Annotated in this window: 23 protein-coding genes, 1 pseudogene and 1 riboswitch; of the genes and pseudogenes, 9 read left to right on the top strand and 15 right to left on the bottom strand. The window is 61.3% G+C overall.

Translation table 11 applies throughout. The features are described from left to right. The first annotated feature begins 35 nt into the window (after nucleotides 1-35). From rocD to FHX14_RS05150, 3 genes are all read left to right on the top strand, one after another. Entirely contained in the window at nucleotides 36-1,235 is a 1,200-nt protein-coding gene (gene rocD, locus FHX14_RS05160) for an ornithine--oxo-acid transaminase (protein ID WP_184376494.1), read from the top strand. A 197-nt stretch (nucleotides 1,236-1,432) separates the two neighbouring features. Next, nucleotides 1,433-1,909, top strand: a complete 477-nt coding sequence (locus FHX14_RS05155) for a chemotaxis protein CheW (RefSeq protein ID WP_003567163.1) — start codon at nucleotides 1,433-1,435, stop codon at nucleotides 1,907-1,909. A 303-nt stretch (nucleotides 1,910-2,212) separates the two neighbouring features. Then, complete coding sequence (locus FHX14_RS05150; RefSeq protein ID WP_184376493.1) at nucleotides 2,213-3,991, top strand: PAS domain-containing methyl-accepting chemotaxis protein; 1,779 nt, start codon at nucleotides 2,213-2,215, stop codon at nucleotides 3,989-3,991. Between the two features lie 246 nt (nucleotides 3,992-4,237). Here FHX14_RS05150 and FHX14_RS05145 read toward each other — a convergent pair whose 3' ends face one another. From FHX14_RS05145 to soxR, 9 genes are all read right to left on the bottom strand, one after another. Next, the gene (locus tag FHX14_RS05145) at nucleotides 4,238-4,483 is read right to left on the bottom strand and encodes a formate dehydrogenase subunit delta (protein WP_184376492.1); all 246 of its coding nucleotides are present in this window, start codon (nucleotides 4,481-4,483) and stop codon (nucleotides 4,238-4,240) included. After that, complete coding sequence (fdhD, locus tag FHX14_RS05140) at nucleotides 4,473-5,297, bottom strand: formate dehydrogenase accessory sulfurtransferase FdhD (protein ID WP_184376491.1); 825 nt, start codon at nucleotides 5,295-5,297, stop codon at nucleotides 4,473-4,475. The genes FHX14_RS05145 and fdhD overlap by 11 nt, the downstream gene beginning before the upstream one ends. Before the next feature lie 37 nt (nucleotides 5,298-5,334). Beyond that, the gene (fdhF, locus tag FHX14_RS05135) at nucleotides 5,335-8,214 is read right to left on the bottom strand and encodes a formate dehydrogenase subunit alpha (RefSeq protein WP_184376490.1); all 2,880 of its coding nucleotides are present in this window, start codon (nucleotides 8,212-8,214) and stop codon (nucleotides 5,335-5,337) included. Between the two features lie 162 nt (nucleotides 8,215-8,376). Continuing rightward, entirely contained in the window at nucleotides 8,377-9,933 is a 1,557-nt protein-coding gene (locus FHX14_RS05130; protein ID WP_184376489.1) for an NADH-quinone oxidoreductase subunit NuoF, read from the bottom strand. Beyond that, complete coding sequence (locus FHX14_RS05125; protein ID WP_184376488.1) at nucleotides 9,930-10,409, bottom strand: formate dehydrogenase subunit gamma; 480 nt, start codon at nucleotides 10,407-10,409, stop codon at nucleotides 9,930-9,932. Before FHX14_RS05125 ends, FHX14_RS05130 begins: the two co-directional genes overlap by 4 nt. 134 nt (nucleotides 10,410-10,543) lie before the next feature. After that, complete coding sequence (locus FHX14_RS05120; protein WP_003589869.1) at nucleotides 10,544-11,437, bottom strand: LysR family transcriptional regulator; 894 nt, start codon at nucleotides 11,435-11,437, stop codon at nucleotides 10,544-10,546. 90 nt (nucleotides 11,438-11,527) lie between these two features. Next, nucleotides 11,528-11,869 carry a metalloregulator ArsR/SmtB family transcription factor gene (locus tag FHX14_RS05115; protein ID WP_003589868.1) on the bottom strand — a complete coding sequence of 114 codons (342 nt, stop codon included), beginning with the start codon at nucleotides 11,867-11,869 and terminating at the stop codon, nucleotides 11,528-11,530. A 103-nt stretch (nucleotides 11,870-11,972) separates the two neighbouring features. Beyond that, entirely contained in the window at nucleotides 11,973-12,743 is a 771-nt protein-coding gene (locus tag FHX14_RS05110) for an SDR family oxidoreductase (RefSeq protein WP_184376487.1), read from the bottom strand. 69 nt (nucleotides 12,744-12,812) lie between these two features. Further along, nucleotides 12,813-13,289, bottom strand: coding sequence for a redox-sensitive transcriptional activator SoxR (gene soxR, locus FHX14_RS05105; RefSeq protein WP_003589864.1), 477 nt, complete (start codon nucleotides 13,287-13,289; stop codon nucleotides 12,813-12,815). A gap of 355 nt (nucleotides 13,290-13,644) precedes the next feature. Continuing rightward, a riboswitch (TPP riboswitch) is annotated at nucleotides 13,645-13,758 on the top strand. Between soxR and FHX14_RS33355 the strand changes: the two are divergent. From FHX14_RS33355 to FHX14_RS05075, 6 genes and pseudogenes are all read left to right on the top strand, one after another. Then, nucleotides 13,749-13,865, top strand: a pseudogene (locus FHX14_RS33355) (HMP/thiamine-binding protein); the annotation flags it as partial. It overlaps the preceding riboswitch by 10 nt. Before the next feature lie 11 nt (nucleotides 13,866-13,876). After that, nucleotides 13,877-14,683: an ABC transporter permease gene (locus FHX14_RS05095; protein WP_184376486.1), complete on the top strand. Its 807-nt coding sequence runs from the start codon at nucleotides 13,877-13,879 to the stop codon at nucleotides 14,681-14,683. Continuing rightward, on the top strand, nucleotides 14,680-15,492 hold the full coding sequence (locus tag FHX14_RS05090) for an ABC transporter ATP-binding protein (RefSeq protein ID WP_184376485.1): 813 nt from the start codon (nucleotides 14,680-14,682) through the stop codon (nucleotides 15,490-15,492). The genes FHX14_RS05095 and FHX14_RS05090 overlap by 4 nt, the downstream gene beginning before the upstream one ends. Before the next feature lie 63 nt (nucleotides 15,493-15,555). Further along, complete coding sequence (locus FHX14_RS05085) at nucleotides 15,556-16,566, top strand: ABC transporter substrate-binding protein (protein WP_184376484.1); 1,011 nt, start codon at nucleotides 15,556-15,558, stop codon at nucleotides 16,564-16,566. Between the two features lie 67 nt (nucleotides 16,567-16,633). Continuing rightward, nucleotides 16,634-17,854, top strand: a complete 1,221-nt coding sequence (locus FHX14_RS05080; RefSeq protein ID WP_184376483.1) for an acyltransferase — start codon at nucleotides 16,634-16,636, stop codon at nucleotides 17,852-17,854. A gap of 167 nt (nucleotides 17,855-18,021) precedes the next feature. After that, nucleotides 18,022-18,759 carry a sugar transferase gene (locus tag FHX14_RS05075; RefSeq protein WP_003589856.1) on the top strand — a complete coding sequence of 246 codons (738 nt, stop codon included), beginning with the start codon at nucleotides 18,022-18,024 and terminating at the stop codon, nucleotides 18,757-18,759. Nucleotides 18,760-18,897: 138 nt separating this feature from the next. Here the strand turns inward: FHX14_RS05075 and FHX14_RS05070 are convergent, their stop codons facing one another. From FHX14_RS05070 to FHX14_RS05045, 6 genes are read right to left on the bottom strand one after another with little or no spacing between them, the layout of a single operon-like run. Continuing rightward, nucleotides 18,898-19,305 (bottom strand): F0F1 ATP synthase subunit epsilon, encoded by a 408-nt coding sequence (locus FHX14_RS05070; RefSeq protein ID WP_003589854.1) that lies wholly within the window; start codon nucleotides 19,303-19,305, stop codon nucleotides 18,898-18,900. Next, nucleotides 19,305-19,544: a hypothetical protein gene (locus tag FHX14_RS05065; protein ID WP_003567196.1), complete on the bottom strand. Its 240-nt coding sequence runs from the start codon at nucleotides 19,542-19,544 to the stop codon at nucleotides 19,305-19,307. The genes FHX14_RS05070 and FHX14_RS05065 overlap by 1 nt, the downstream gene beginning before the upstream one ends. After that, nucleotides 19,544-20,980 carry a F0F1 ATP synthase subunit beta gene (gene atpD, locus FHX14_RS05060; protein ID WP_003589853.1) on the bottom strand — a complete coding sequence of 479 codons (1,437 nt, stop codon included), beginning with the start codon at nucleotides 20,978-20,980 and terminating at the stop codon, nucleotides 19,544-19,546. Before atpD ends, FHX14_RS05065 begins: the two co-directional genes overlap by 1 nt. 23 nt (nucleotides 20,981-21,003) lie before the next feature. Beyond that, the gene (locus tag FHX14_RS05055; RefSeq protein ID WP_003589852.1) at nucleotides 21,004-21,888 is read right to left on the bottom strand and encodes a F0F1 ATP synthase subunit gamma; all 885 of its coding nucleotides are present in this window, start codon (nucleotides 21,886-21,888) and stop codon (nucleotides 21,004-21,006) included. 28 nt (nucleotides 21,889-21,916) lie between these two features. Then, nucleotides 21,917-23,446: a F0F1 ATP synthase subunit alpha gene (atpA, locus tag FHX14_RS05050; RefSeq protein ID WP_003589851.1), complete on the bottom strand. Its 1,530-nt coding sequence runs from the start codon at nucleotides 23,444-23,446 to the stop codon at nucleotides 21,917-21,919. After that, on the bottom strand, nucleotides 23,446-24,012 hold the full coding sequence (locus tag FHX14_RS05045; RefSeq protein ID WP_003589849.1) for a F0F1 ATP synthase subunit delta: 567 nt from the start codon (nucleotides 24,010-24,012) through the stop codon (nucleotides 23,446-23,448). Before FHX14_RS05045 ends, atpA begins: the two co-directional genes overlap by 1 nt. Nucleotides 24,013-24,090 lie beyond the last annotated feature (78 nt).

Here is a 24,090-nt window from a genome sequence, read left to right as displayed (position 1 = left end):
GCCTTTCGGCATCATGATCTAGAGGGGGAAGAACCATGAACACTTCGGAAAAACTGATCGCCACCGAACAGCGTCTCGGCGCCCACAACTACAAGCCGCTCGACGTGGTGCTGACGCGCGGCGAAGGTGTTCATGTCTGGGATACCGACGGCAATCGTTACCTCGATTGCCTCTCGGCCTATTCCGCCGTCAACCAGGGCCATTGTCACCCGAAAATCCTCGCCGCCATGGTCGAGCAGGCGGGGAGATTGACGCTCACCTCCCGCGCCTTCCGCAACGACCAGCTCGCTTATCTCTATGAAGAACTCGCGGCGCTGACCGGATCGCATAAGATCCTGCCGATGAACTCAGGCGCCGAAGCGGTGGAGACCGCCATCAAGGCGGTGCGCAAATGGGGATACGAGGTCAAAGGTGTACCGGAAGGCCAGGCCGAGATCATCGTCTGCGCCGATAATTTCCACGGCCGGACGCTGAGCATCATCAGTTTCTCCACCGATCCCGACGCCCGCACCGGCTTCGGCCCCTACACCTCGGGCTTCCGCACTATTCCCTTCGGCGATGCCGAGGCCTTCGAGGCCGCCATCAACGGCAATACGGTCGCCGCCCTGATCGAGCCGATCCAGGGGGAAGCCGGCGTCATCATCCCGCCGGCAGGATATTTCACCCGCATCCGCGAGCTCTGCACCGAGAACAACGTCACTCTCATCCTCGACGAGATCCAGACCGGCCTCGGCCGCACCGGCAAGCTCTTGGCGGAGGAACATGAAGGCATCGAGGCCGATGTGACGCTGATCGGCAAGGCGCTGTCCGGCGGCTTCTATCCCGTCTCGGCGGTGCTTTCCAATTCCGCGGTACTGGGGGTGCTGAAGCCCGGCCAGCATGGCTCCACTTTCGGCGGCAATCCGCTCGCCTGCGCAGTGGCGCGCGCCGCGCTGAAGGTGCTGACGGAAGAGGGCATGATCGAGAACGCCGCTGATATGGGCGACTATTTCCTCGAAGGCCTCAGGTCGATCCGCTCGAACATCGTCAGGGACGTGCGCGGCCGCGGCCTGATGATGGCTGTCGAACTGGAACCCGAAGCCGGCGGCGCGCGGCAATATTGCCATGCACTGAAGGAACGCGGCCTGCTCGCCAAGGATACGCACGACCATACGATTCGCCTCGCTCCGCCACTGGTCATCACCAAGGAACAGGTCGATTGGGCGGTCTCGCAGATCGAAAAGACCATAGGCTGAGGTCAATCGAGGACGAAACCTTCGCAAATCCGGTTCGCGATTTAGATTTGGGCAACACTCTTCCGTTAATGTCGTCGATAACCGTAACGATGCTGGGCCGAGCGCAAAGCCATCGCGTGGTGTGAAGGCAAAGCTCGTCCGCGCCAATGGTGGTGCGCCCGCTTCTGCCCTGGCTTACGACAGTTGGGAAGAATTCTATGACCACGATCAATTCCACTAGCTTCAGCGGCGATACGCTCGAGATCATTGCCTTCCGCCTGCATGATCAGGAATTCTGCGTCAAGACCACGACCATCCGCGAAATCCGCGGCTGGGCGCCGTCGACGCCGATCCCGCACGCGCCGGCCGATGTCATCGGCGTCATGAACCTGCGCGGCTCGGTCATCCCGATTATCGATCTTGCCTATAAGCTCGGCATGAAGAGCACCGTCGCCAACGAACGCAGCGCCATCGTCGTCGCCGAAGTTCACAGCATGGTCATCGGCATGCTGGTCGACCGCGTCTCGGATATTCTCACCATTTCGTCCAGCCAGGTCCAGCCGGTGCCCGAGGTGACAGCCTCCTTCGACCGCGCCTATTGCGAAGGCATCATCGCCTCGGAAAATGGCATGATCTGCTTCCTGAACCTCGCCAAGATGTTCAAGGAAAACGAGACGGATGAACTGGCGGCCTGATCGCCCTCAAGACAATTCCAACAGTTGAAAACCGCCCGCACTGGGCGGTTTTTTGTTGCACGCTCGAGCAATCCTCGGATGCAGCAAGAAAATCTGACAACCCATAATTAGCAATCACTTTTATACCGGAAATTAACTACGTCCCGTCATCATCGGATGCTCAAGGATGACACGTTTTCCGCTAATCTCTCGGGAATGACAGCCGGCTATCGCTGTTCGTCCCATCACCGGCAAATCCTCGTCCGATCCGCTTCGTCTTCCCGGCCGAAGCAGCAGAAACGATGCATTTTCAGAGGGACAGGAATGTTTGGTCTATCTTCCGATTCGAAATACATTCTTGACGCCATCTCCAAATCGCAGGCGATCATCGAATTTGATCTCAAGGGAAATATCCTGGCGGCGAACGAGAATTTCTGCAAAGCACTGGGTTACAGCCTGAGCGAAATCGTCGGCAAGCATCACAGCATCTTCTGCGAGCCGGCCTATACCGCAACCGCGGAGTACCGCGAATTCTGGGCACGGCTCGGACGCGGGCAATATGATGCCGGCGCATACAAGCGTCTTGGTAAGGGCAATCGCGAGATATGGATCCGGGCGTCCTATAATCCTGTTTCAAAAGGCGGAAAGCCGTTCAAGGTGGTGAAATTCGCGTCCGACATCACCGCCACGAAGAAGAAGTCGATTGAGGATTCCGGCAAACTGGAAGCAATCTCGCGCTCGCAGGCGGTGATCGAATTCACCCCGAAGGGCGAGATCCTGACCGCGAACGAGAATTTCTGCCAGGCCATGGGATATTCGCTGGCCGAAATCACCGGCAAACATCACAGCATGTTCTGCGAACCGGCCCATACCCGCACCGAGGAATACAGCAACTTCTGGCGGCGTCTTGCCAATGGCGAATTCATCGCCAACGAATTCGTCCGCTTCGGCAAGGGCGGTCGCGAAATCTGGATCCAGGCGGCTTATAACCCGATCGTCGATGCCGACGGCAAAGTCTACAAAGTCGTGAAGTTCGCGACCGACGTCACCCAGCGGATGAGCGCGATCTCACTGCTCGGCGGCGCGCTGCGCCAGCTTTCCGAAGGTGATCTGACGAAGACGGTGGACACGCCCTTCGTCCCCTCGATGGAGCAGTTGCGCCACGACTTCAACACCGCGGTCAAAGGTCTTGCCGATACGATGAAGACCATCGGCGAGAATGCCGTTGCGATCGCCGCCGGGTCGAGCGAGATCGGTACATCGGCGGATTCCTTTTCCAAGCGGACGGAACAGCAGGCCGCGTCGATCGAGGAGACCGCAGCTGCGCTGGAGGAGATCACCACCACCGTCAACGATTCCAGCCGCCGCGCAGATGAGGCGGGCCGCCTTGTCGCCGTGACCAAGCAGGGCGCCGAGCAGTCGGGCATCGTGGTCCGCAACGCCGTCGCCGCCATGGACCAGATCGAGCAGTCCTCGCGCGAAATCACCAATATCATCGGCGTCATCGACGATATCGCATTCCAGACCAATCTCCTGGCGCTGAATGCCGGCGTCGAGGCGGCCCGCGCCGGCGAAGCCGGCAAGGGTTTTGCCGTGGTGGCCCAGGAAGTCCGCGAACTCGCCCAGCGCTCCGCCAAGGCGGCCAAGGAGATCAAGGCGCTAATCAATACGTCGAGCGACCTCGTCAAAAACGGCGTCGGCCTCGTCGGCCAGACCGGCAAGGCGCTCGAGGAGATCGTCACCCAGGTCGGCGATATCAACGGCAACGTCGTCGCCATCGTCGAAGCCTCACGGGAACAGGCAACCGGCCTCAAGGAAATCAACCAGGCAGTCAATTCGCTCGATCAGGCAACCCAGCAGAATGCCGCCATGGTCGAGGAGAGCACCGCCGCCAGCCATAGCCTGGCAAAGGAAGCCGAAACGCTGCGGGTCCTGCTGGCACGGTTCCGCCTGCCCGGTCAGACCCGCACCCAGGGCGGGCCTCAGACCGCCGGCAGGCCGGAAACAAGACAGACAGGCTCGCCGGCGCTGCATCTCGTTTCCCGCGTCGGCAAGGCCTACGGCGCTGCCGCTGCAACGGTGCAGAGCTGGGAAGAGTTCTGAGCCACGCCCCCATAGCTCGCGATTGTTTCTGCGTAGCGAGGAAGAAGCGCACCGCATGAGGTCCATGCGGCGCGCTTTGATATCTCACCCGAAGAGCGCGAAGGTCGCCTTCAGCGTTACCGGGCATCGCCGTGGCGTCCAGTCCGCCCGTGAACGTGCAGAAGGAACCAGTCGGCCCGGCTTTAACGTCCGCCGACTTCGCTTGCAACGTGGTGCTGGCCCCTCTCCCGCATGCGCAATTTTTGATTACTGGGCTTGGTTTACCTGCGGCTCAGGTTTGCGGATCAAGGGAGCGGCCTGCAGCACGAGGGCATCCAGGCCGTTTTCCTCCTTCTCGAGAATTTCGAACAATTGCCGCCGCATGCGCGGCTCCCAGAATTTGTTGATATGATTGGCGACACCTTCCACGGCCTCGCTTGCCGGCTGGCTCTTGAAGAAGGTGGCAATCTGATTTGCCATATAGACGAGCTTGGTCTTGGTATCATGCGACATCGGCGATGCTTCCGGGCGAGATGCGGTGCGGGTGGGTGAAAATCTCGAAATCCTCGCCGCGCACCAGGGCGACGAGCGTCACGCCGGCCGCTTCGGCCGTGCGGATGGCCAGAGCCGTCGGCGCTGAAATGGCGATGAGCACGGGAGAACCGAGGATCGCCGCCTTCTGCACCATCTCGACCGAGAGCCGGCTGGTCACGGCGACGGCGCCGTTCCGGCCGTTTTCGCCGGCGTCGATGACGGCGCCGCAGAGCTTGTCGAGCGCATTGTGCCGGCCGACATCTTCGCGCACAGCAAGCAATCCCCTGGCCGGAAGATAGAAGCCGGCGCCGTGCACCGCCCGCGTCTCCCGATGCAGCGGCTGTGCCTCGTTCAGCAGCGAAATGGCGCGGACGATATCGGCATGCGACAACGTCAGCAGCGATGCCGAGACATCCGGCACCGGCCGCACCGCCTGCTCGATCGATTCGATGCCGCAGAGCCCACAGCCGACCGGCCCCGCCATGCTGCGGCGTCGTGCCCGCAGCCGATCGGCAACGTCGTCGACAAGGCTCACCTGCACATCGATCCCCTGCTCGCCTTCGACGATCTCGATGGCCGCTATCTCGGTGCGTTCGGTGATAATCCCTTCGGTCAGGCTGAAACCGACGGCGAAATCCTCGAGATCATCGGGCGTCGCCATCATCACCGCATGCGAGCTGCCGCCATAGGAAAAGGCAATCGGCACTTCTTCCGGCACGATGCGAGAGCCGGAGTGCATGAGGCCGTTGCGGCGGGCGGTTTCGGGAGCACGGGCGGTGGTCTGGAAGGTCATGATGCAAATCCCTTCTTGCCAAACCACCCCCGCATTTTCACTCCGCTGCCTCGAGCTTGCCGGCGATGCGGCGCGATTGCCGTGCCTGCTCGTCATATTCCATCTGCCAGTCGCTCGGCCCGTTGGAGGGCGAAACCTGCACCGCCGTCACCTTATACTCAGGGCAATTCGTCGCCCAGTCGGAAAAGTCGGTAGTGATGACGTTCGCCTGCGTATTGGGATGATGGAAGGTCGTATAGACGACACCAGGCGCAACACGATCGGTAATCAGCGATCTCAGCGTGGTGTCGCCGGAGCGGCTGACGAGCTTCACCCAATCGCCATCGCGAATGCCGCGCTGCTCGGCATCATGCGGATGGATTTCCAGCCGGTCTTCCGCATGCCAGACGACATTCTCGGTCCGCCGCGTCTGCGCCCCGACGTTGTACTGGCTGAGGATGCGGCCGGTGGTGAGCAGCAGCGGGAAGCGCGGACCGGTGCGCTCGTCGGTGGCCACATATTCGGTGCGGATGAACTTGCCCTTGCCGCGCACGAAGCCGTTGATATGCATGATCGGCGAGCCGAGCGGGTTCTCCTCGTTGCAGGGCCACTGCACCGAGCCCATCTTCTCGAGGTAATCGTAGGACACCAGGGCGAAACTCGGCGTTGTAGCGGCAATTTCGTCCATGATCTCAGACGGATGGGCGTAATTCCAGTCGAGCCCCATGGCCTGGGCAAGCTTCTGGGTCACCTCCCAGTCGCCATAGCCGTTGCGCGGCGTCATCACCTTGCGCACCCGGTTGATGCGGCGCTCGGCATTGGTGAAGGTGCCGTCCTTCTCGAGGAAGGTCGAGCCCGGCAGGAAGACATGAGCGTAATTGGCGGTCTCGTTGAGGAACAGGTCCTGGACGACGACGCATTCCATCGCCGCTAGCCCGGCCGCGACATGTTTCGTATCGGGATCGGATTGGAGAATGTCCTCACCCTGGACGTAGAGGCCCTTGAAGGAACCGTCGACCGCCGCGTCCAGCATGTTCGGAATGCGCAGGCCCGGCTCGTTGTTGATCTTCACGCCCCAGAGCTTTTCGAAGATATCCCGCGTCGCATCGTCGGAAATGTGCCGGTAGCCCGGCAGTTCGTGCGGGAAGGAGCCCATGTCGCAGGAGCCCTGCACATTGTTTTGGCCCCGCAGCGGGTTCACGCCGACGCCGGGACGGCCGATATTGCCGGTCGCCATCGCCAGATTGGCGATCGCGATAACCGTGGTCGAGCCCTGGCTGTGTTCGGTGACGCCGAGACCGTAATAGATCGCGCCGTTGCCGCCCTTGGCATAGAGCCTTGCGGCGCCGCGCAGATCCGCCGCAGGCACGCCGGTGAAGATCTCTGTCTGTTCCGGGCTGTGCGCCGGTTCGGCAACGAAACCAGCCCAATCCTCGAATTCCGACCAATCGCAGCGCTCACGGATGAACGCCTCGTCATAGAGCCCTTCGGTGACGATCACATGCGCCAGCGCAGTCATGACGGCGACATTGGTGCCGGGCTTCAGCGGCAGGTGATAGGAGGCCTCGACATGCGGCGACCGGACGATATCAGTGCGGCGCGGATCGATGACGATGAGCTTGGCGCCCTGGCGCAGCCGCTTCTTCAGCCGCGAGCCGAATACCGGATGACCGTCGGTCGGGTTGGCGCCGATGATGACGACGACATCGGACTGCTCGACGCTGTCGAAATTCTGCGTGCCGGCCGACGTGCCGAACGTCTGGCCGAGGCCGTAGCCGGTCGGCGAATGGCAGACGCGGGCGCAGGTATCGACATTGTTGTTACCGAAGCCGGCCCGGACCAGCTTCTGCACCAGATAGGTTTCCTCATTGGTGCAGCGCGACGAGGTGATGCCCCCGACCGCGTCGCGGCCATATTGATACTGGATGCGGCGAAACTCCGACGCTACATGCGCGAAGGCCTCGTCCCAGCTTACCTCCCGCCAGGGATCGCTGATCTTTTCGCGGATCATCGGATTGAGAATCCGGTCCTTATGGGTGGAATAACCATAAGCGAAACGGCCCTTGACGCAGGAGTGGCCGCGATTGGCCTGGCCGTCCTTCCACGGCACCATGCGCACCAGCTCCTCGCCGCGCATTTCCGCCTTGAAGGAACAGCCGACGCCGCAATAGGCGCAGGTGGTGATGGCCGAATGTTCGGGTTGGCCGATCTCGATCACCGACTTTTCCGTCAGCGTCGCCGTCGGGCAGGCCTGGACGCAGGCCCCGCAGGAGACACATTCGGAATCGATGAAGGCTTCATGTGCACCCGAGGAAACCTTGGAGCCGAAACCGCGCCCCTCGATCGTCAGCGCGAAGGTGCCCTGCACCTCTTCGCAGGCACGCACGCAGCGCGAACAGACGATGCATTTCGAGGGGTCGAAGGTGAAATAGGGATTGGACTCGTCCTTCGGCGTCCATTTCAGATTGATCTCGCCATTGTTGCGCGCCCTGACATGATTGTCGCCGTCATAGCCATAGCGCACGTCGCGCAGGCCGACGGCGCCCGCCATGTCCTGCAATTCGCAATCGCCGTTGGCCGCGCAGGTCAGACAGTCGAGCGGGTGGTCGGAAATATAAAGCTCCATCACGCCGCGGCGAATATCCTTCAACCGCCCCGTCTGCGTGTGCACCACCATGTTGGCCGCCACAGGCGTCGTGCAGGAGGCAGGCGTACCGTTGCGGCCCTCGATCTCGACGAGACAGAGCCGGCAGGAACCGAAGGCATCGATCATGTCGGTGGCGCAGAGCTTCGGCACCTCGATGCCGGCCTCCATCGAAGCGCGCATGATCGAGGTGCCCTCGGGGACGCTGATCTGCTGCCCATCGATGGTGACCGTCACCATCACCTCGGATGTCGAAGCGGGAGTGCCGTAGTCGATTTCATGGATGAGAGACATGGCTTGCTCCTCCGCTAGATTTCTGTGTCGGTTGTGTCGAGGGATGCCCCTCATCCGCCTGCCGGCACCGCCCGGGGTCGAGCCACGCGTCTCGACCCGTCCTTCGGACCCCCGCAAGCGGGGAGAGGGTTAGGGTGAGGGGCAACTTCGAATAAAAAACCATCACTCAGCCGCCTCCGCGATCGGCGCCGGCGAAAAATCTTCCGGGAAATGCGTCATGGCGCTCATCACCGGATAAGGCGTGAAACCGCCGAGCGCACAGAGCGAGCCGAATTTCATCGTGTTGCAGAGATCGGCGAGCAGCGCCCGGTTCTTCTCCGGTTCGATGCCATGGGCGATCTTCTCGGCCGTCTCGACGCCACGCGTCGAGCCGATGCGGCAGGGCGTGCACTTGCCGCAGCTTTCGACGGCGCAGAATTCCATGGCGAAGCGCGCCTGCTTCAGCATATCGGCGCTGTCGTCGAAGACGACGAGGCCGGCATGGCCGATCAGCCCGTCTTTGGCGGCGAAAGCTTCGTAGTCGAACGGCGTGTCGAACAGTGCCCGCGGGAAATAGGCCCCAAGCGGTCCGCCGACCTGCACGGCCTTGACCGGCCGGCCCGTCGCCGTGCCGCCGCCGATCCGGTCGACGATATCGCCGAGTGAAAGACCGAAGGCCGTTTCGTAAAGACCGGCATATTTGACATTGCCGGCGATCTGCAGCGGGATGGTGCCACGCGAGCGGCCCATGCCGAAATCGCGGTAAAAGGCGGCACCTTTCTCCATGATGACAGGCACGGAGGCAAGCGAGATCACATTGTTGATGACGGTCGGACAGTCAAACAGCCCTTTATGCGCCGGCAGCGGCGGCTTGGCGCGCACGACGCCGCGCTTGCCTTCGAGGCTGTTCAGCAGAGCCGTCTCCTCGCCGCAGACATAGGCGCCGGCGCCGGTGCGCACCTCGATATCGAAGGCGCGGCCCGAGCCGAGCACCGATAGGCCGAGTATCCCGGCCTGCCGCGCGATGCCGACGGCCGCGGTCATTGCCGCGATGGCATGCGGATATTCCGAACGGGTGTAGACGTAGCCTTTGGTCGCTCCGGTGGCGAGGCCGGCTATCGCCATGCCCTCGATCAGCACGAAGGGATCACCCTCCATGATCATCCGGTCGGCAAAGGTGCCGCTGTCACCCTCATCGGCATTGCAGACGATATATTTGCGGTCCCCGGCAGCATCGAGAACAGTCTTCCACTTGATCCCAGTGGGAAAGCCGGCGCCGCCGCGCCCGCGCAGGCCGGAATCGGTGACTTCCTTGACGACTTCGGCGGATGTCATCGAAACGGCCCGGCGAAGGCCGGCAAGACCGCCATGCGATTCGTAGTCGGCAAGCGACAGCGGATCGGTGATGCCGCAGCGGGCAAAGGTCAGGCGGGTCTGTTCCTTCAGGAACGGGAGGTCTTCAACCTCCCCGAGACAGAGCGGCTGATCGCCGCCGGTCATCATCCCGGCGTCGAACAATGCCGGTATATCCCTTGCCTTCACCGGTCCGTAACCGACGCGTTTGCCGGCGACCTCGACCTCGACAAGCGGTTCCAGCCAGAACATTCCGCGCGAGCCGTTGCGCACGATGTCGACATCGAGGCCGCGGGCGGCGATCTCCTGGGCAATCGCCTTTGCCACCTTTTCGGCCCCGAGCGCCAGCGCAGCGGCATCGCGCGGAACATAAATCTTGATGCTCATCGGCGTGCCTCCGCAACGAGTTCCGCCGCCAGCTGATCGTCAACCCGGCCATAGACCTCGCCGTCGAGCATCGCCGACGGGGCGCAGGCGCAGAGCCCGAGACAATAGACCGGCTCCAGCGTCACGCTGCCGTCGAGCGTCGTCTGGTGAAAATCGATGCCGAGCAGCGTCTTGACGCGCTCGGCCAGCGCATCGCCGCCCATCGACTGACAGGCCTCGGCGCGACAGAGCTTCAGCACATGCCGGCCGGCCGGATGGTCGCGGTAATCGTGATAGAAAGTCACGACGCCATGCACCTCGGCGCGGGAGAGGTTCAGTTCCTCCGCGATCACGGGCACGGCTTCCTGCGGCACATAACCGAATTCGTCCTGAACCTCGTGCAGAATGGGAAGCAGCGGCCCTTCGAGGAAGCGAAGATCGGCAATGATCGCACGAGTGCGCGCGGCAATATCGCCTTCGGCGATATGAATGGTCATACGCAGCCCTCCCGACGGCTTGCTCGTTGCGGAATGGCGGCCTCCTCCAGCCCGAGTGCTATTCCGCCGACAGCATCTCAAGGAAGCCGCCGGCGATCAATAAAGCTATCACGTCGGTTGATAGGTTTTTCCTATCAAAGTTCCTCATCCTGCACGAGCACTCTGGCTTCGTGCAGCAAGGCCGAGACGAGCGGCGTGAAGGGCTCGCGATAGGGTGCCACAAGCCCGACCAGGTGATGCGCCTCCGGCTCGACGATCGGAATCATCCGGATTTCCACCGGAAAACCAAAAGATTTGGCGACATTGCGCGGCATGATGCTCGCCCAGCGGCCGGTTCGAACATGCGAGAACAGCACGATCATCGAATTGGATTCGAGCGTCGGATGCACCGTGGCACCGGCTTCGGTCAGGTGCCGATTGATAATTCGGCGGTTCTGCATGTCGGCGGTCAATAGACAAAGCCGAAGATCGCCGACTTCCTTCCAGGTCACATTGTCGCGATCGGAGAGCGGGCTGCCGGCGGCCGTGATCAGATGATAGCGCTCGGCATAGAGCGGAACACTGGTGACACGGCCGAGCGGCTCGTTTTCGAGATAGGTGATGCCGGCATCGATTTCGAGGTTTTCGAGCATGCTCAGCACCTGCAGCGAATTGCGCGAGACGATCGAGAAGGTGACGCCGGGATGCCGTTCCTGAAAGGGCGTGGTGATGCGCGAAAGCATGGCGAGCGCCGTCGGAATGGCGGCAAGGCGAATGTGGCCGGAAAGACCGCGGCGGGCGGCGCGCATCTCCTCGCGCATGGTGCGGGCGTCACCGACGATGCGCCGGGCCCATTCGAGCACGCGCTGCCCCTCCGGCGTCAACCCTTGAAAACGCGAACCGCGCTGCACCAGCATGACTCCGAGCTGATCCTCGAGCTGGCGGATCGCGGCCGAAAGCGTCGGCTGCGAAATCCCGCACTCCTCCGCAGCGCGGCCGAAATGCTTTTCATTGGCAAGGGCGATGAAGAATTCCAGCTTGTCGATCATCCGGTCTCCCGCGACATTTCGCGTCCGGCCTCATCTTCGACACAGCAACCGTGCTCCGCAAGGGAATGAATCAAGTTAAGGCGACGCGCTTTAACAGTTTTCCGCAGCGGGAAAAAGATCGAACAGCGATTCGAGGAAGGCAAGCACGCTGACATTGCCGATACTGTAATAAACCAGCCTGCCCTGACGGCGCGTATTGACCAGGCCTTCGAGCCTCAAACGCGCAAGCTGCTGCGACACCATCGCCTGCTGAATGCCGAGAATATTTTCGATTTCACCGACCGTCCGCTCCTGTTTCGCCAGGATGCAGAGGATCAGCAATCGGGTGTGATGCGCCAAAGCTTTCAGCAGATCGCTCGCTTCATGGGCTTTTCCAGCGAGTATGTGCAAGTCCTGGCCGGTCATCCCCGGCTCCGGTTTAGGCAACGGCATTCGATATCTCGGAAGGGAGGCGATTTGGTAGATCAGAACAATAGCATATTCGCACAAACGAATTGGTCAATAGTGATGAAATGCCAAAAAAGGTCCAAGTAAATCAGCAGATAAGCTGTCCGCCATTGATCTCGATCACCTGGCCGGTAATGTATCCCGAGAGTAAGGGAGCCGCCAGGAACAGATAGGCGGGAGCACAATCCTCGGCCGTGCCGAGCCGCTGCAGGGGGATGGATTTCTGGGTCTGGTCCAGCTTTTCTCTGGAGGAATAGCGCTCGTGGAAATCCGTTTCGATCGTTCCCGGCGAGACGCAGTTGACGCGGATGCCATCCGGGGCAAGTTCGCGGGCAAGCGCCTTGGAATAGGTCGCAACGAAGGCCTTCGAGGCCGAATAGATCGAGGAGCCGGGGCTGCCGCCGGTTAGTGCCGAGATCGAAACGGTGTTGACGACGGCAGCACCCTCGGCCGCCTTCAATGCCGGCAGCAATGCGCGCGTCAGCGCCACCACCGAGGTCTGGTTCAGCCGTATGACCGCCTCATATTCGGCATCCGTCAGCGTCGCAGCGGGAAAACGGCCGAGCATGGTGCCGGCATTGTTGACGAGCACATGCACCCTGTCGAAGAAAGCGAGAACATCTTCGGCAAATTGCGCCGCACCGCCGGCGGCGGAAAAATCGGCATGCAGCAGCAGCGCCCGTCTTTCCGATTCAGCCGTCAGCAGGAAATCCGGCAGGTCCCGCCCCGGCTTGCGCCCGGTATGGACGATCACCTTCGCGCCGCAATCCAGAAACTGCCGAGCGACTTCGAGGCCGATGCCGCGGCCGGCGCCGGTGACGACGACATTGCGATTTTCGAACAGTCTGGGATGAAACACGAAGCCGTCCTCCTCGGTTGCGTCACTTGCCCTTAACATATGAGCACACCGACCGAAAGAAAGGCAGGACTAAACAACGAGCTCGTTTTCGGTCTCCAGAAGCCGCGCACCCGGCCCTTCCTTGCCGAGCCGATCGCAGGGATTGCGCAGCGGACAGCTTTCGATCGACAGGCAGCCGCAGCCGATGCAGCCGGTCAGGCGGTCGCGCAGCAGACTGAGCCGATTGATTCGTGCGTCGAGATCGTCCTTCCATCGCGCCGACAGCGTCTGCCAATCGGCGACCGTCGGCGTGCGCCCCTGCGGCAGGGACTGGAACGCCGCCTGGATTTCCGAAAGCGGAATGCCGACACGCTGTGCAACTTTGATGATGCCGAGACGGCGCAGCACATCGCGCCCATAGCGTCGCTGGTTACCGCGGGAGCGGATGCTCGAGATCAAACCCTTGGTCTCGTAAAAATGCAGCGCCGAGACGGCAAGACCACTGCGTTCCGCCACTTCGCCGACAGTCAGCAGCTTGCCGAGCGGGGTTGCCGAAATACCATCCATCGCCTCTTGACCTCAATATTGGTTGAGGTTTTATATCCATTGCTTCTGCGGTCGTAAAGCCCGATCGATATTGCCGCCTGAGGCAGCAAGCTGCGGTCCCGTTCCCGGCAGGTACGGGCCCACCGAGGAACATCCGAGCGGGATCCCGCTCGGATGTTTCCCTCACATTAGAGCATGATGCCGAAAAGTGTGCGCGGTTTTCGGGCGACATCATGCTCTAACTCTTTAATTGAGAACAGGATTCAGATTTTAGGCCAACCGGGCCTAAAATCATCCTGTTCTAGAGCTATTCCGACCGTGCGGACGGGTTCGCAAATTTGCGGTTGCGGGAAGAAAACCCGGGTGATAGTTTCCGCCGAAATAACAGGGGAGCTCCGTATTGCCGGGGCTGAGATGTGAGGCGCAAGCCTCTGGACCCTTCAAAGCTGATCTGGGTAATGCCAGCGGAGCGAGGTTCAGATGTTCTCAGGCGCAAAAGTGTCACTTTATCCGATGTCCGGCAATGTCGTCGGCATCATTCGCGAAGCCGTCAAGGCGCTCGATCCCTATCGCGACCGGCTGGACATCGAGACCGAAATCAAACGCTGATGACATCGCCGCAACCATCGGATTCGCGCCTTGCCGCGCTCCGCGCCGCTCTCTACCGGGGGTTACCCGCCTTGCTCGCGGGCTGCGCCTTTTTGGCAGCATGGGAACTCTATGTCGATCTTTCCGGCATCAAGCCTTCCATCCTGCCGGCGCCTTCGCGCATCGTCATCCAGGGCTGGCTGAACCGTGAGGCGCTGATATCAAACACCTGGCCGACGCTTGGTGCGACACTCGGCGGTTTCGCGCTGTCGCTTGCCTTCGCCTTCGCCGCGTCGATCCTCATGGATTTCATGCCTTTCATGCGCCGGGCACTGCTGCCGATCTTCATCGCCAGCCAGACCCTGCCGCTTGTGGCGATCGCGCCGCTCGTCGTTTTATGGTTCGGTTTCGGCCTTTTGCCGAAGATCCTGCTGGTGGCGCTCGTCACCTTCTTCCCGCTGCTCGTCGCCCTGCTGCAAGGCTATGAATCGACCGACCGCGACATCGCCGAATTGCTGCATTCGATGAAGGCGAGCCGCTGGCGCGTTTTCCGCCTGGCACGGCTTCCCTCGGCGCTGCCCTATTTCTTCGCCGGCCTGAGAATCTCAATCACCTATGCCGTCGTCGGCGCGATCTTTGCCGAATATGCCGGCGCCGCGAGCGGCCTCGGCATTTATATCCTCAACGCCAAGAACAATTTCCGTCCCGATCTCGTGCTCGCCGCCGTCGTCGTCAGCGCCGTGCTGACCCTCTGCCTGTTCGGCCTGACGCTCGTCATCCAGCGCCTCCTCATGCCCTGGCAGCCCACCGCGGAGCGGCGCCGATGAGCGACAAGATGGTTGAGCTGCGCAATATCTCCAAGTCCTTCGACGGCATGCAGGTGCTCGGCGATATTTCGCTCAGCGTCGCCAACGGCGAATTCGTTTCGATTGTCGGCCCGTCCGGCTCCGGGAAATCGACGGTGCTGCGATTGCTGACACAGGCGCTTCGACCCGATGCCGGCAGCGTGCTTTTCAAGGGTGCGCCGCTGGAAGGGGCGCCGCATACTTTCGCCTTCATGCCGCAACGCGATGCGCTGATGCCCTGGCGCCGGATCATCGACAATGCGGCACTCGGCCTCGAGGTGCGGGGCATGAGCCGCCGGGCGGCCCGCGCCGCCGTGGCGCCGCTGTTCGATCGCTTCGGCCTTGCCGGTTTCGAACATCATTATCCCTCCGAACTATCAGGCGGCATGCGCCAGCGTGCCGCCCTGCTGCGCACCGTCGTTCAGACCCAGGACATGCTGCTGCTCGACGAGCCTTTCGGCGCGCTCGACGCGCTGACCCGCACGCAGATCCAGGAATGGCTGCAGGGCATGTGGACCGAACACCGCTGGACGGCGCTGCTGATCACCCATGATGTCCGCGAGGCCGTGTTCCTCTCCGACCGCATCTATGTGCTTTCGGCCCGCCCGGCGCGTATCATCCGCGAATTCCACGTTCCCCTGCCCCGCCCGCGAAGCCTTGCCGATCTCGGCTCGCCGGCGGCCCAGGCGATCGAAACCGAAATCCTGCAAACCCTGCTTCATCCGCTAGAACAGGATGATCTTAGGCCCATCGGCCCAAAATCTGAATCCTGTTCTGATTTAAAGAGTTAGAGCATGACGCCGAAAACCGCGCACACTTTCGGCACCATGCTCTAGAGACCTGAGGAGGTCATCATGCTGCTTCTCACCCGTCGCCAGACGATTCTCGCCGCCATCGCGGCAGGCCTTGCCGGCCGCCCGGCCTTCGCCCAGTCGGCGCCCGCAAAGGCTCGCATCGCGCTCGATTGGACGCCCAACACCAACCACATCGGTATCTATGTCGCCAAGGCGAAGGGTTTTTATGCCGCCGCTGGCCTCGATGTCGACATTCTACCCTATGCCGATACGAGTGCCGGAACGCTGGTCTCGAACGGCGTCGCCGACTTCGGCATCAGCAGCGAGATCGAGGCCATCACGCAGCGCGCCGGCGGCGGTGACGTGAAGATGGTCTACGGCGTCGTCCAGACCGAAACAGCGCGCCTGATCTTCAAGGGCGGACGCGACGACATCAAGAGCCCCAGAGATCTCGACGGCAAGACCTATGGCGGCTTCGGCGGCACCTGGGAGAGCGCGCTGATCTCCGCGATGATCCGCAATGATGGCGGCAAAGGAGAGGTCAAGACCGTCACGCTCGGCACCTCCGCCTACGAGGCGCTGGACAATGGCTCGATCGATTTCACCCTGGAGATCTATACCTGGGAAGGCGTCGCCGCCGAGCTGGAAAACCGGAAGATCGCCCGCTTCCACTATTCCGACTATGGCATTCCCGACGAGCAGACCACGGTCATCGTCTCCAGCGACACCTATCTCTCGTCCAATCGGGAAAATGCCCGCGCTTTCATTCAGGCGACGCGAAAGGGTTATGCCTATTCCGTCGATCATCCCGACGAAGCCTGTGCGCTGCTGATAGCAGAGAGCAACGGCGCGCTGATGAACGCCGAATTGGTGAAAGCTTCGCAGAAGGCACTGATCGAAGGACACTTCCTGAAATCCGAGGCCGGTGTGATCGGCACCCTCGATCCGGCCAAGGCCGATGCTATCGGCGGCTTCCTGGTCGAGAACGGCATCCTGGTCGATGCGAATGGCGCCGCACTCAAGGAGAAGCCGGACTTTTCCACCTATTATACCAACGACCTGCTGGCCTGAGCCAGCCCTGGCCTTGCCCGCCGCGGTGTTCCGCGGCAAAGTCTTGAGCTATAAGGCGAGGGACAGGATGCGACAGCAGGAGAGATTGGCCGGAGCGGACTTTCTGCGCGCGACGGCTTGTCTGCTGGTGCTTGCCCACCATCTCGCGCTCCGGCTGGATATGCGCAGAATTCCCGACGACCTGGGAACGGCTGCGCAGATCCTCCGCTTCGGCAATTTCGGCGTTGCCATCTTCTTCGTGCTCAGCGGCTTTCTTCTTGCTCATCCCTTCTGGCGCGCGCTCGACGGCGGCGGCGAGATGCCGAGCCTCCGCCATTACACGATCCGCAGGGCGGCGCGCATCGCGCCGGGCTTCTGGGTGGCCGCCACCGTCAGCTTCGTCCTCAGCCTGACACTGCTTGCCCTGCCGCTGACGCCGGAGCTTACACTTCGCTACGTCTCCGGGCTGCTGTTCATGAGCCAGTGGCATTGGCGCACGTTTTTTCCGGTCGAAGCCGACGGACCCCTCTGGTCCATTCCCTTCGAGGTCACCAGCTATGTGCTCCTGCCGGTCTGCTTTTTCCTGCTGTTTCGTTTGCCCCGCCTCAGGCAGCGGCCGCTGCTTGCGCGCTTCGCCTGGCTGTGCGTCATCGCAGGCGTCCTCCTCGCCCATCTGCTGATCCTCACCATCTTTCCGCTCGACGACATCGGACGCGGCTGGCAGTACGGCCTGCAGGGCGGGGCGAAGGAATGGATGCCGAGATATAATCCGATCGGCTTCTTTGCCATCTTCGCCCTCGGCGCGTGGGCCGCCGGCCTCGAGATCATGCTGAGAAGACGGTCCTCCTTCTGGTTCGATGCCGCAGCGCTGCTCACCCTCGCCGTTGCCGGCTACCGCCTCGTCATATCGCCGGGCGGCACCCCTGAAGCTTACGGCTGGCTCGATATCCCCTACGGCTTCCCGGTCTTTCCGCTGGCAATCGCAACGGCGCTCGTTTCGCTCTGCCATTCGCAGCGCCTGGGCAGGCTGCTCGACAATGCGCCCGTCCGCTACATCGCAAAGATCTCCTTCGGCATCTATGTCTGGCAGGAGATCATCCTGATATCGATCCAGAGGCTCGATCCTGGTTCGTTCGGCGTCTCCTCGGAAAATGTCGTCACCGGCTGGCTGCAGTCCTGCGGACTGGCGGCAGCGCTCGTCCTTCTCATCGCCAGCCTCAGCTACCACCTGCTGGAGAAACCGGCGATCGACCTCGGCAACCGGCTGACATCCCGCCAACCCAATCGGGCTACTCCTTTCAAAGTATAATCTTTGAATCGGCGCAACTACAGGCGTTAAGGTTAACGCGAAATACTCCCATTTTTGGCTTCTTTAGGGTTACGAATTTCTTTTTTATACCCATGACAAACGTTACGTGACCATGTATCTGTCTCCCGGTAGTTCAGTATCGCATCTAAACTTGTGGACCTTGCGTAATGAATGCTTTTACTTCGAAGACGAATTCACGCTTCGATCCGTCTCAGCGTCAGGACAAAACCAAGACCCTGGTTATCGCGAACTCCAACATTCGCCAGCCGGATAGCTTTTCACCTGTCGAAAGAAAGATGGCTGTGCGTCTGGGCGTGAAGCGGCTGTTCGATATCGTCGCCTCACTCAGCGCCCTCATCGTGCTGGCGCCGTTTTTTCTGGCGATCGCTCTCTTCATCAAACTCGATGATGGCGGCCCGGTCTTCTTTCGACAGATCCGCTGGGGACTGAACGGCCGGAAGATCATGGTCTTCAAGTTCCGCTCGATGCGCGCCGAAGATTGTGATCCGAGCGGCGTTCAGCAGACCGTCAAGGGTGACAGCCGAATGACCGGTATCGGCGCACTGCTCCGACGGACCAACATCGACGAGCTGCCGCAGCTTTTCAATGTCCTCATGGGCGAGATGTCGCTGGTCGGTCCGCGCTGCCATGCAATCAATATGCGTGCGGCCGGCAGACTCTACGAGGAACTGGTGCCGGACTACCACCAACGCCACATCATGCGCCCCGGCATCACCGGCCTGGCGCAGACGCGCGGCTGGCGTGGCCCGACGGCGCGGCCGTTGCAAGCCCGCGCCCGCATCGCCTGCGATATCTACTATGTCAGGAACTTCAGCCTGCTGCTCGACTTGAAGATTCTGCTGAAGACGCTCGTCATCGAGCTGCGTGGCGGCACCGGCTTCTGAGACGATCCGGCACGTCGGCAAAGCGGCCGCCTCTTTGTTTGAATCCGCCGACGGACATTGCCCGCCGAATCCCGAGAGATGAGCAGATACAAAAAAGGCGGCTGTTGAGCCGCCTTTTTCATTGAAAATCGATTGCGATCAATCCTGCTGGACGACGCCGCGCAGATGCGTCAGTTCCATGATGAAGTGTTCGAGCTTCGACTTGTGCTCGTGCAGCTCGGTATCTTCGAGTTCCTTGCGGGCGGCCTCGATGCGGCGGGTCAGTTCGTCCTTGTGGAGTTCCTCGACCGGTACCGCAGATTCGGCAAGCAATGTGCAGCCGGTCGGCAGGATATCGGCAAAACCGCCGAACACGACATAGTCCTGCTTCTTGCCGGAGGCCGAACGCACGCTCACGACACCCGGCTTGATCGTCGTCATCGTCGGCGCATGGTGCGCCATGACGGTCATTTCGCCTTCCGTCGCGGGGATGACGACCTCGGTCACCATCTCCGACAGCAGCAGACGCTCCGGCGAAACGAGCTCAAAGTTGAAATTGTCAGCCATCAGTGACTTACCTTCTCGGCTATGGCTTTCGCATCTTGCAATTGGGTCCCGCAGAACGGGCAGTGCATTATCGCTTGGTCGAGATAACCGAGACCTTCCTCGCTCTGGACCAGACCCACCACCATCATCAGCACGCCGTTATCGGCGCGATAGATGGTGGGCGCGGCTGGTTCCGGAAGATCCGCCACGACCCCTTTCAAGGAATCGCAGCAGAATATCTCGTCTAGCGCGTCGCTCATCAAGCAGCTGCGAGCTTCTTGGCCTTTTCGATCGCTTCTTCCATCGAGCCGACCATGTAGAAGGCAGCTTCCGGCAGGTGATCGTATTCGCCGTTGACGAGGCCCTTGAAGCCCTTGATCGTGTCTTCGAGAGCAACCAGCTTGCCCGGCGAGCCGGTGAAGACTTCGGCAACGAAGAACGGCTGCGACAGGAAGCGCTCGATCTTGCGGGCGCGGGCAACGGCAATCTTGTCTTCTTCAGACAGTTCGTCCATGCCCAGGATGGCGATGATGTCCTGCAGGGCCTTGTAGCGCTGCAGCGTCGACTGAACCTTACGGGCGACTTCGTAATGCTCTTCGCCGACGACCATCGGGTCGAGCATGCGCGAGGTCGAGTCGAGCGGGTCAACGGCCGGGTAGATGCCCTTTTCGGCGATCGAGCGCGACAGAACCGTCGTCGCGTCAAGATGCGCGAACGAGGTTGCCGGCGCCGGGTCGGTCAAGTCGTCGGCCGGAACGTAAATGGCCTGGACCGAGGTGATCGAGCCGGTCGTCGTCGTGGTGATGCGTTCCTGCATCTGGCCCATGTCGGTTGCGAGCGTCGGCTGATAACCGACGGCCGACGGGATGCGGCCGAGCAGAGCCGACACTTCGGAACCTGCCTGGGTGAAGCGGAAGATGTTGTCGACGAAGAACAGAACGTCCTGGCCCTGGTCGCGGAAATGTTCGGCGACCGTCAGGCCGGTCAGAGCAACGCGGGCGCGGGCGCCCGGCGGTTCGTTCATCTGGCCGTAAACCAGCGCAGCCTTGGAGCCTTCGCCGCCGCCATGCTTGTTGACGTTCGATTCGATCATTTCATGGTAAAGGTCGTTGCCTTCGCGGGTGCGTTCACCGACGCCCGCAAAAACCGAGTAACCACCATGCGCCTTGGCGACGTTGTTGATCAGTTCCATGATCAGAACGGTCTTGCCGACGCCGGCGCCGCCGAACAGGCCGATCTTGCCGCCGCGTGCGTAGGGCGCCAGAAGGTCGACGACCTTGATGCCGGTAACGAGGATCTGCGCTTCCGTCGACTGCTCGACATAGGACGGCGCATCCTGGTGGATGGCGCGCTTGTGTGCAGTGACCAGCGGGCCTGCTTCGTCGACCGGCTCGCCGATGACGTTCATGATGCGGCCGAGCGTCTCATTGCCGACCGGAACCATGATCGGAGCACCGGTATCGCTGACTTCCTGGCCGCGCACGAGACCTTCGCTCGAGTCCATCGCGATCGTACGGACTTCGTTCTCGCCAAGGTGCTGTGCAACTTCGAGAACCAGACGGACGCCGTTGTTGGTGGTTTCCAGCGCGTTCAGGATCTTCGGCAGTTCGCCTTCGAAAGCAACGTCGACGACGGCGCCGATAACCTGTGTGACCCTGCCGACAGAGCCGATCTTGGGGGTAGCTGCCTCAGCCATTTTCTGACCCTCTTTTCCTAGCCTCAGAGCGCTTCCGCGCCCGAAATGATTTCAATGAGTTCCTTGGTGATCTGCGCCTGACGCTGGCGGTTGTAGCTCAGCGTCAGTTTGTTGATCATCTCACCGGCATTACGCGTCGCATTGTCCATTGCGCTCATCTTCGCGCCCATTTCGCCGGCGACGTTCTCAAGGAGCGCGCGGAAGATCTGGACGGAGATGTTGCGCGGGATCAGGTCTTCGAGGATCGAAGCCGGATCCGGCTCATATTCGTAGACTGCGCCGGCATGTGCCGCATCTTCGGCCTGCACTGCGCCCGTCGAAGCCGGGATGAGCTGCTGCGCCGTCGGGATCTGGCTGATCACCGACTTGAACTCGGAATAGAACAGCGTGCAGACATCGAATTCGCCTGCCGCGTACATATCGATGATGCGCTTGCCGATCTGGTCCGCATTCTCGAAGCCGATGCGCTTGACGTCGCGCAATTCCTTGCGCTCGATGATCAGCGAAGCATATTCGCGGCGAAGGATGTCGTAACCCTTCTTGCCGACGGTGAAGATCTTCACCGTCTTGCCCTCGGCAACCAGCTTGCGCACATGATCACGCGCAAAGCGGGCGATCTGCGAGTTGAAGCCGCCGCAAAGACCGCGTTCGGCCGTGCAGACCACCAGCAGATGAACCTGGTCCTTGCCGGTCCCGGTCATCAGTGTCGGCGCGCCGTCCGCATCGGTGACGGCCTTGGCGATGTTCGCCAGAACCGCACCCATGCGCTGCGAATAAGGCCGGGCGGCCTCGGCCGCCTCCTGCGCACGCCGAAGCTTCGCCGCGGCGACCATTTTCATCGCCTTGGTGATCTTCTGCGTCGCCTTGACGGAGGCGATCCGGTTTTTCAGATCCTTAAGTGAAGGCATCCGTGATCCGTCCTAACTTAGGGCCTGATTACGAGAAAGACTTTGCGAAGCTATCGAGAGCAGCGGTGAGCTTGCCCTTGGTATCGTCGCTGATTGCCTTTTCCGTGCGGATCGCGTCGAGGATGGCGGAGCCTTCCGAACGCAAATAGGAGAGGAAGCCCTGCTCGAACTTGCCGACCGAAGCGACCGGCAGCTTGTCGAGATAGCCGTTGACGCCGGCGAAGATCACCGCGACCTGCTCTTCCGTCTTCAGCGGCGAGAACTGCGGCTGCTTCAGGAGTTCGGTCAGGCGAGCGCCGCGGTTCAGCAGCCGCTGCGTCGCAGCGTCGAGGTCCGAACCGAACTGGGCAAAGGCGGCCATTTCACGATACTGGGCGAGTTCGCCCTTGATCGAGCCGGCAACCTGCTTCATCGCCTTGATCTGCGCCGACGAACCGACGCGGGAAACCGAGAGACCGACGTTCACGGCCGGGCGGATACCCTGGTAGAACAGGTCGGTTTCAAGGAAGATCTGGCCGTCGGTGATCGAGATCACGTTGGTCGGAATGAAGGCCGACACGTCGTTGCCCTGCGTTTCGATTACCGGCAGAGCGGTCAGCGAACCGGCGCCCTTGTCGTCGTTCATCTTCGCAGCGCGCTCGAGCAGACGCGAGTGCAGGTAGAAAACGTCGCCCGGATAGGCTTCGCGGCCCGGCGGGCGGCGCAGCAGCAGCGACATCTGGCGGTAGGACACGGCCTGCTTCGACAGGTCGTCATAACCGATCAGCGCATGCATGCCGTTGTCGCGGAAATATTCGCCCATGGCGCAGCCGGCAAACGGAGCCAGGAACTGCATCGGTGCCGGGTCGGAAGCGGTGGCGGCAACGATGATCGAATACTTCAGTGCGCCGCGCTCTTCGAGCACCTTGACGAACTGGGCAACGGTCGAGCGCTTCTGGCCGACGGCGACGTAGACGCAGTAAAGCTTTTCGCCTTCCGGGCCGTTGTCGTGAATGGCCTTCTGGTTGAGGAAGGCATCGAGAAGAATGGCGGTCTTGCCGGTCTGGCGGTCGCCGATGACAAGCTCGCGCTGGCCGCGGCCGACCGGGATCAGCGCATCGATGGCCTTGAGGCCGGTCGACATCGGCTCATGAACCGACTTGCGCGGAATGATGCCAGGCGCCTTGACGTCGACGCGCGAGCGGCGCGTCGCGTTGATCGGGCCCTTGCCGTCGATCGGGTTGCCGAGCGCGTCGACGACGCGGCCGAGCAGTTCCGGACCGACCGGAACGTCGACGATGGCGCCGGTCCGCTTGACGGTGTCGCCTTCCTTGATGTCGCGGTCGGAGCCGAAAATAACGACGCCGACATTGTCGGATTCGAGATTCAAAGCCATGCCGCGGATGCCGCCGGGGAACTCGACCATTTCACCGGCCTGGACATTGTCCAGACCGTAGACGCGGGCGATACCGTCACCGACGGAGAGAACCTGGCCGACTTCCGAGACTTCTGCCTCTTTGCCGAAATTTTTGATCTGGTCTTTGAGAATTGCGGAAATTTCCGCGGCGCGGATATCCATCAGCCAACCTCTTTCAATGCGAGCTTAAGAGTGGAGAGTTTGGTACGAAGAGACGTATCAATCTGGCGGGACCCGACCTTAACGATCAGACCACCAAGAATTGACGGATCAACCGTGACGGCAATCGTCACGTCTTTGCCGGTAACGCTCTTGAGTGCCACCTTCAATTCGGTTTCCTGCGCTTGCGAAAGCGCATGCGCCGAGGTGACCTCGGCGGAGATTTCACCGCGATGGTTCGCGGCGATGATGCGGAAGGCCTTGATCATGCCCGGCAGGGCAAACAGGCGGCGGTTGCGCGCCACGACCTTCAGGAAATTGGCGAAGAAGCCGCTGATTCCGGCCTTCTCGCTGATGGCGACGATCGCCTTCAGCTGGTCCTCGGCAGAGAAAACCGGGCTTGCGACGAAGCGCTTCAGATCGGCGCTCTCATCCAGCATTGCCTGGAAACGGTCAAGATCGGCGGTTACGCTGTCGACGGCGCCCTGCTCGAGCGCCAGATCGAAAAGCGACGAGGCATAGCGCTCGGCAACACCAGATGTAAGCTGGGACGTGTCTGCCACTGGCACAAATTTCCCTGATTTCAACCCAAAATCCGGCTCTCGGCGGACGCCGAACCTATGATCTTGAATTCGTTTTGATTTCCC

This window comes from Rhizobium sp. BK619, assembly GCF_014195245.1.
In the GTDB taxonomy this organism is placed as follows: Bacteria; Pseudomonadota; Alphaproteobacteria; order Rhizobiales; family Rhizobiaceae; genus Rhizobium; species Rhizobium acidisoli.
This window is presented reverse-complemented; position numbering and strand designations above follow the sequence as displayed.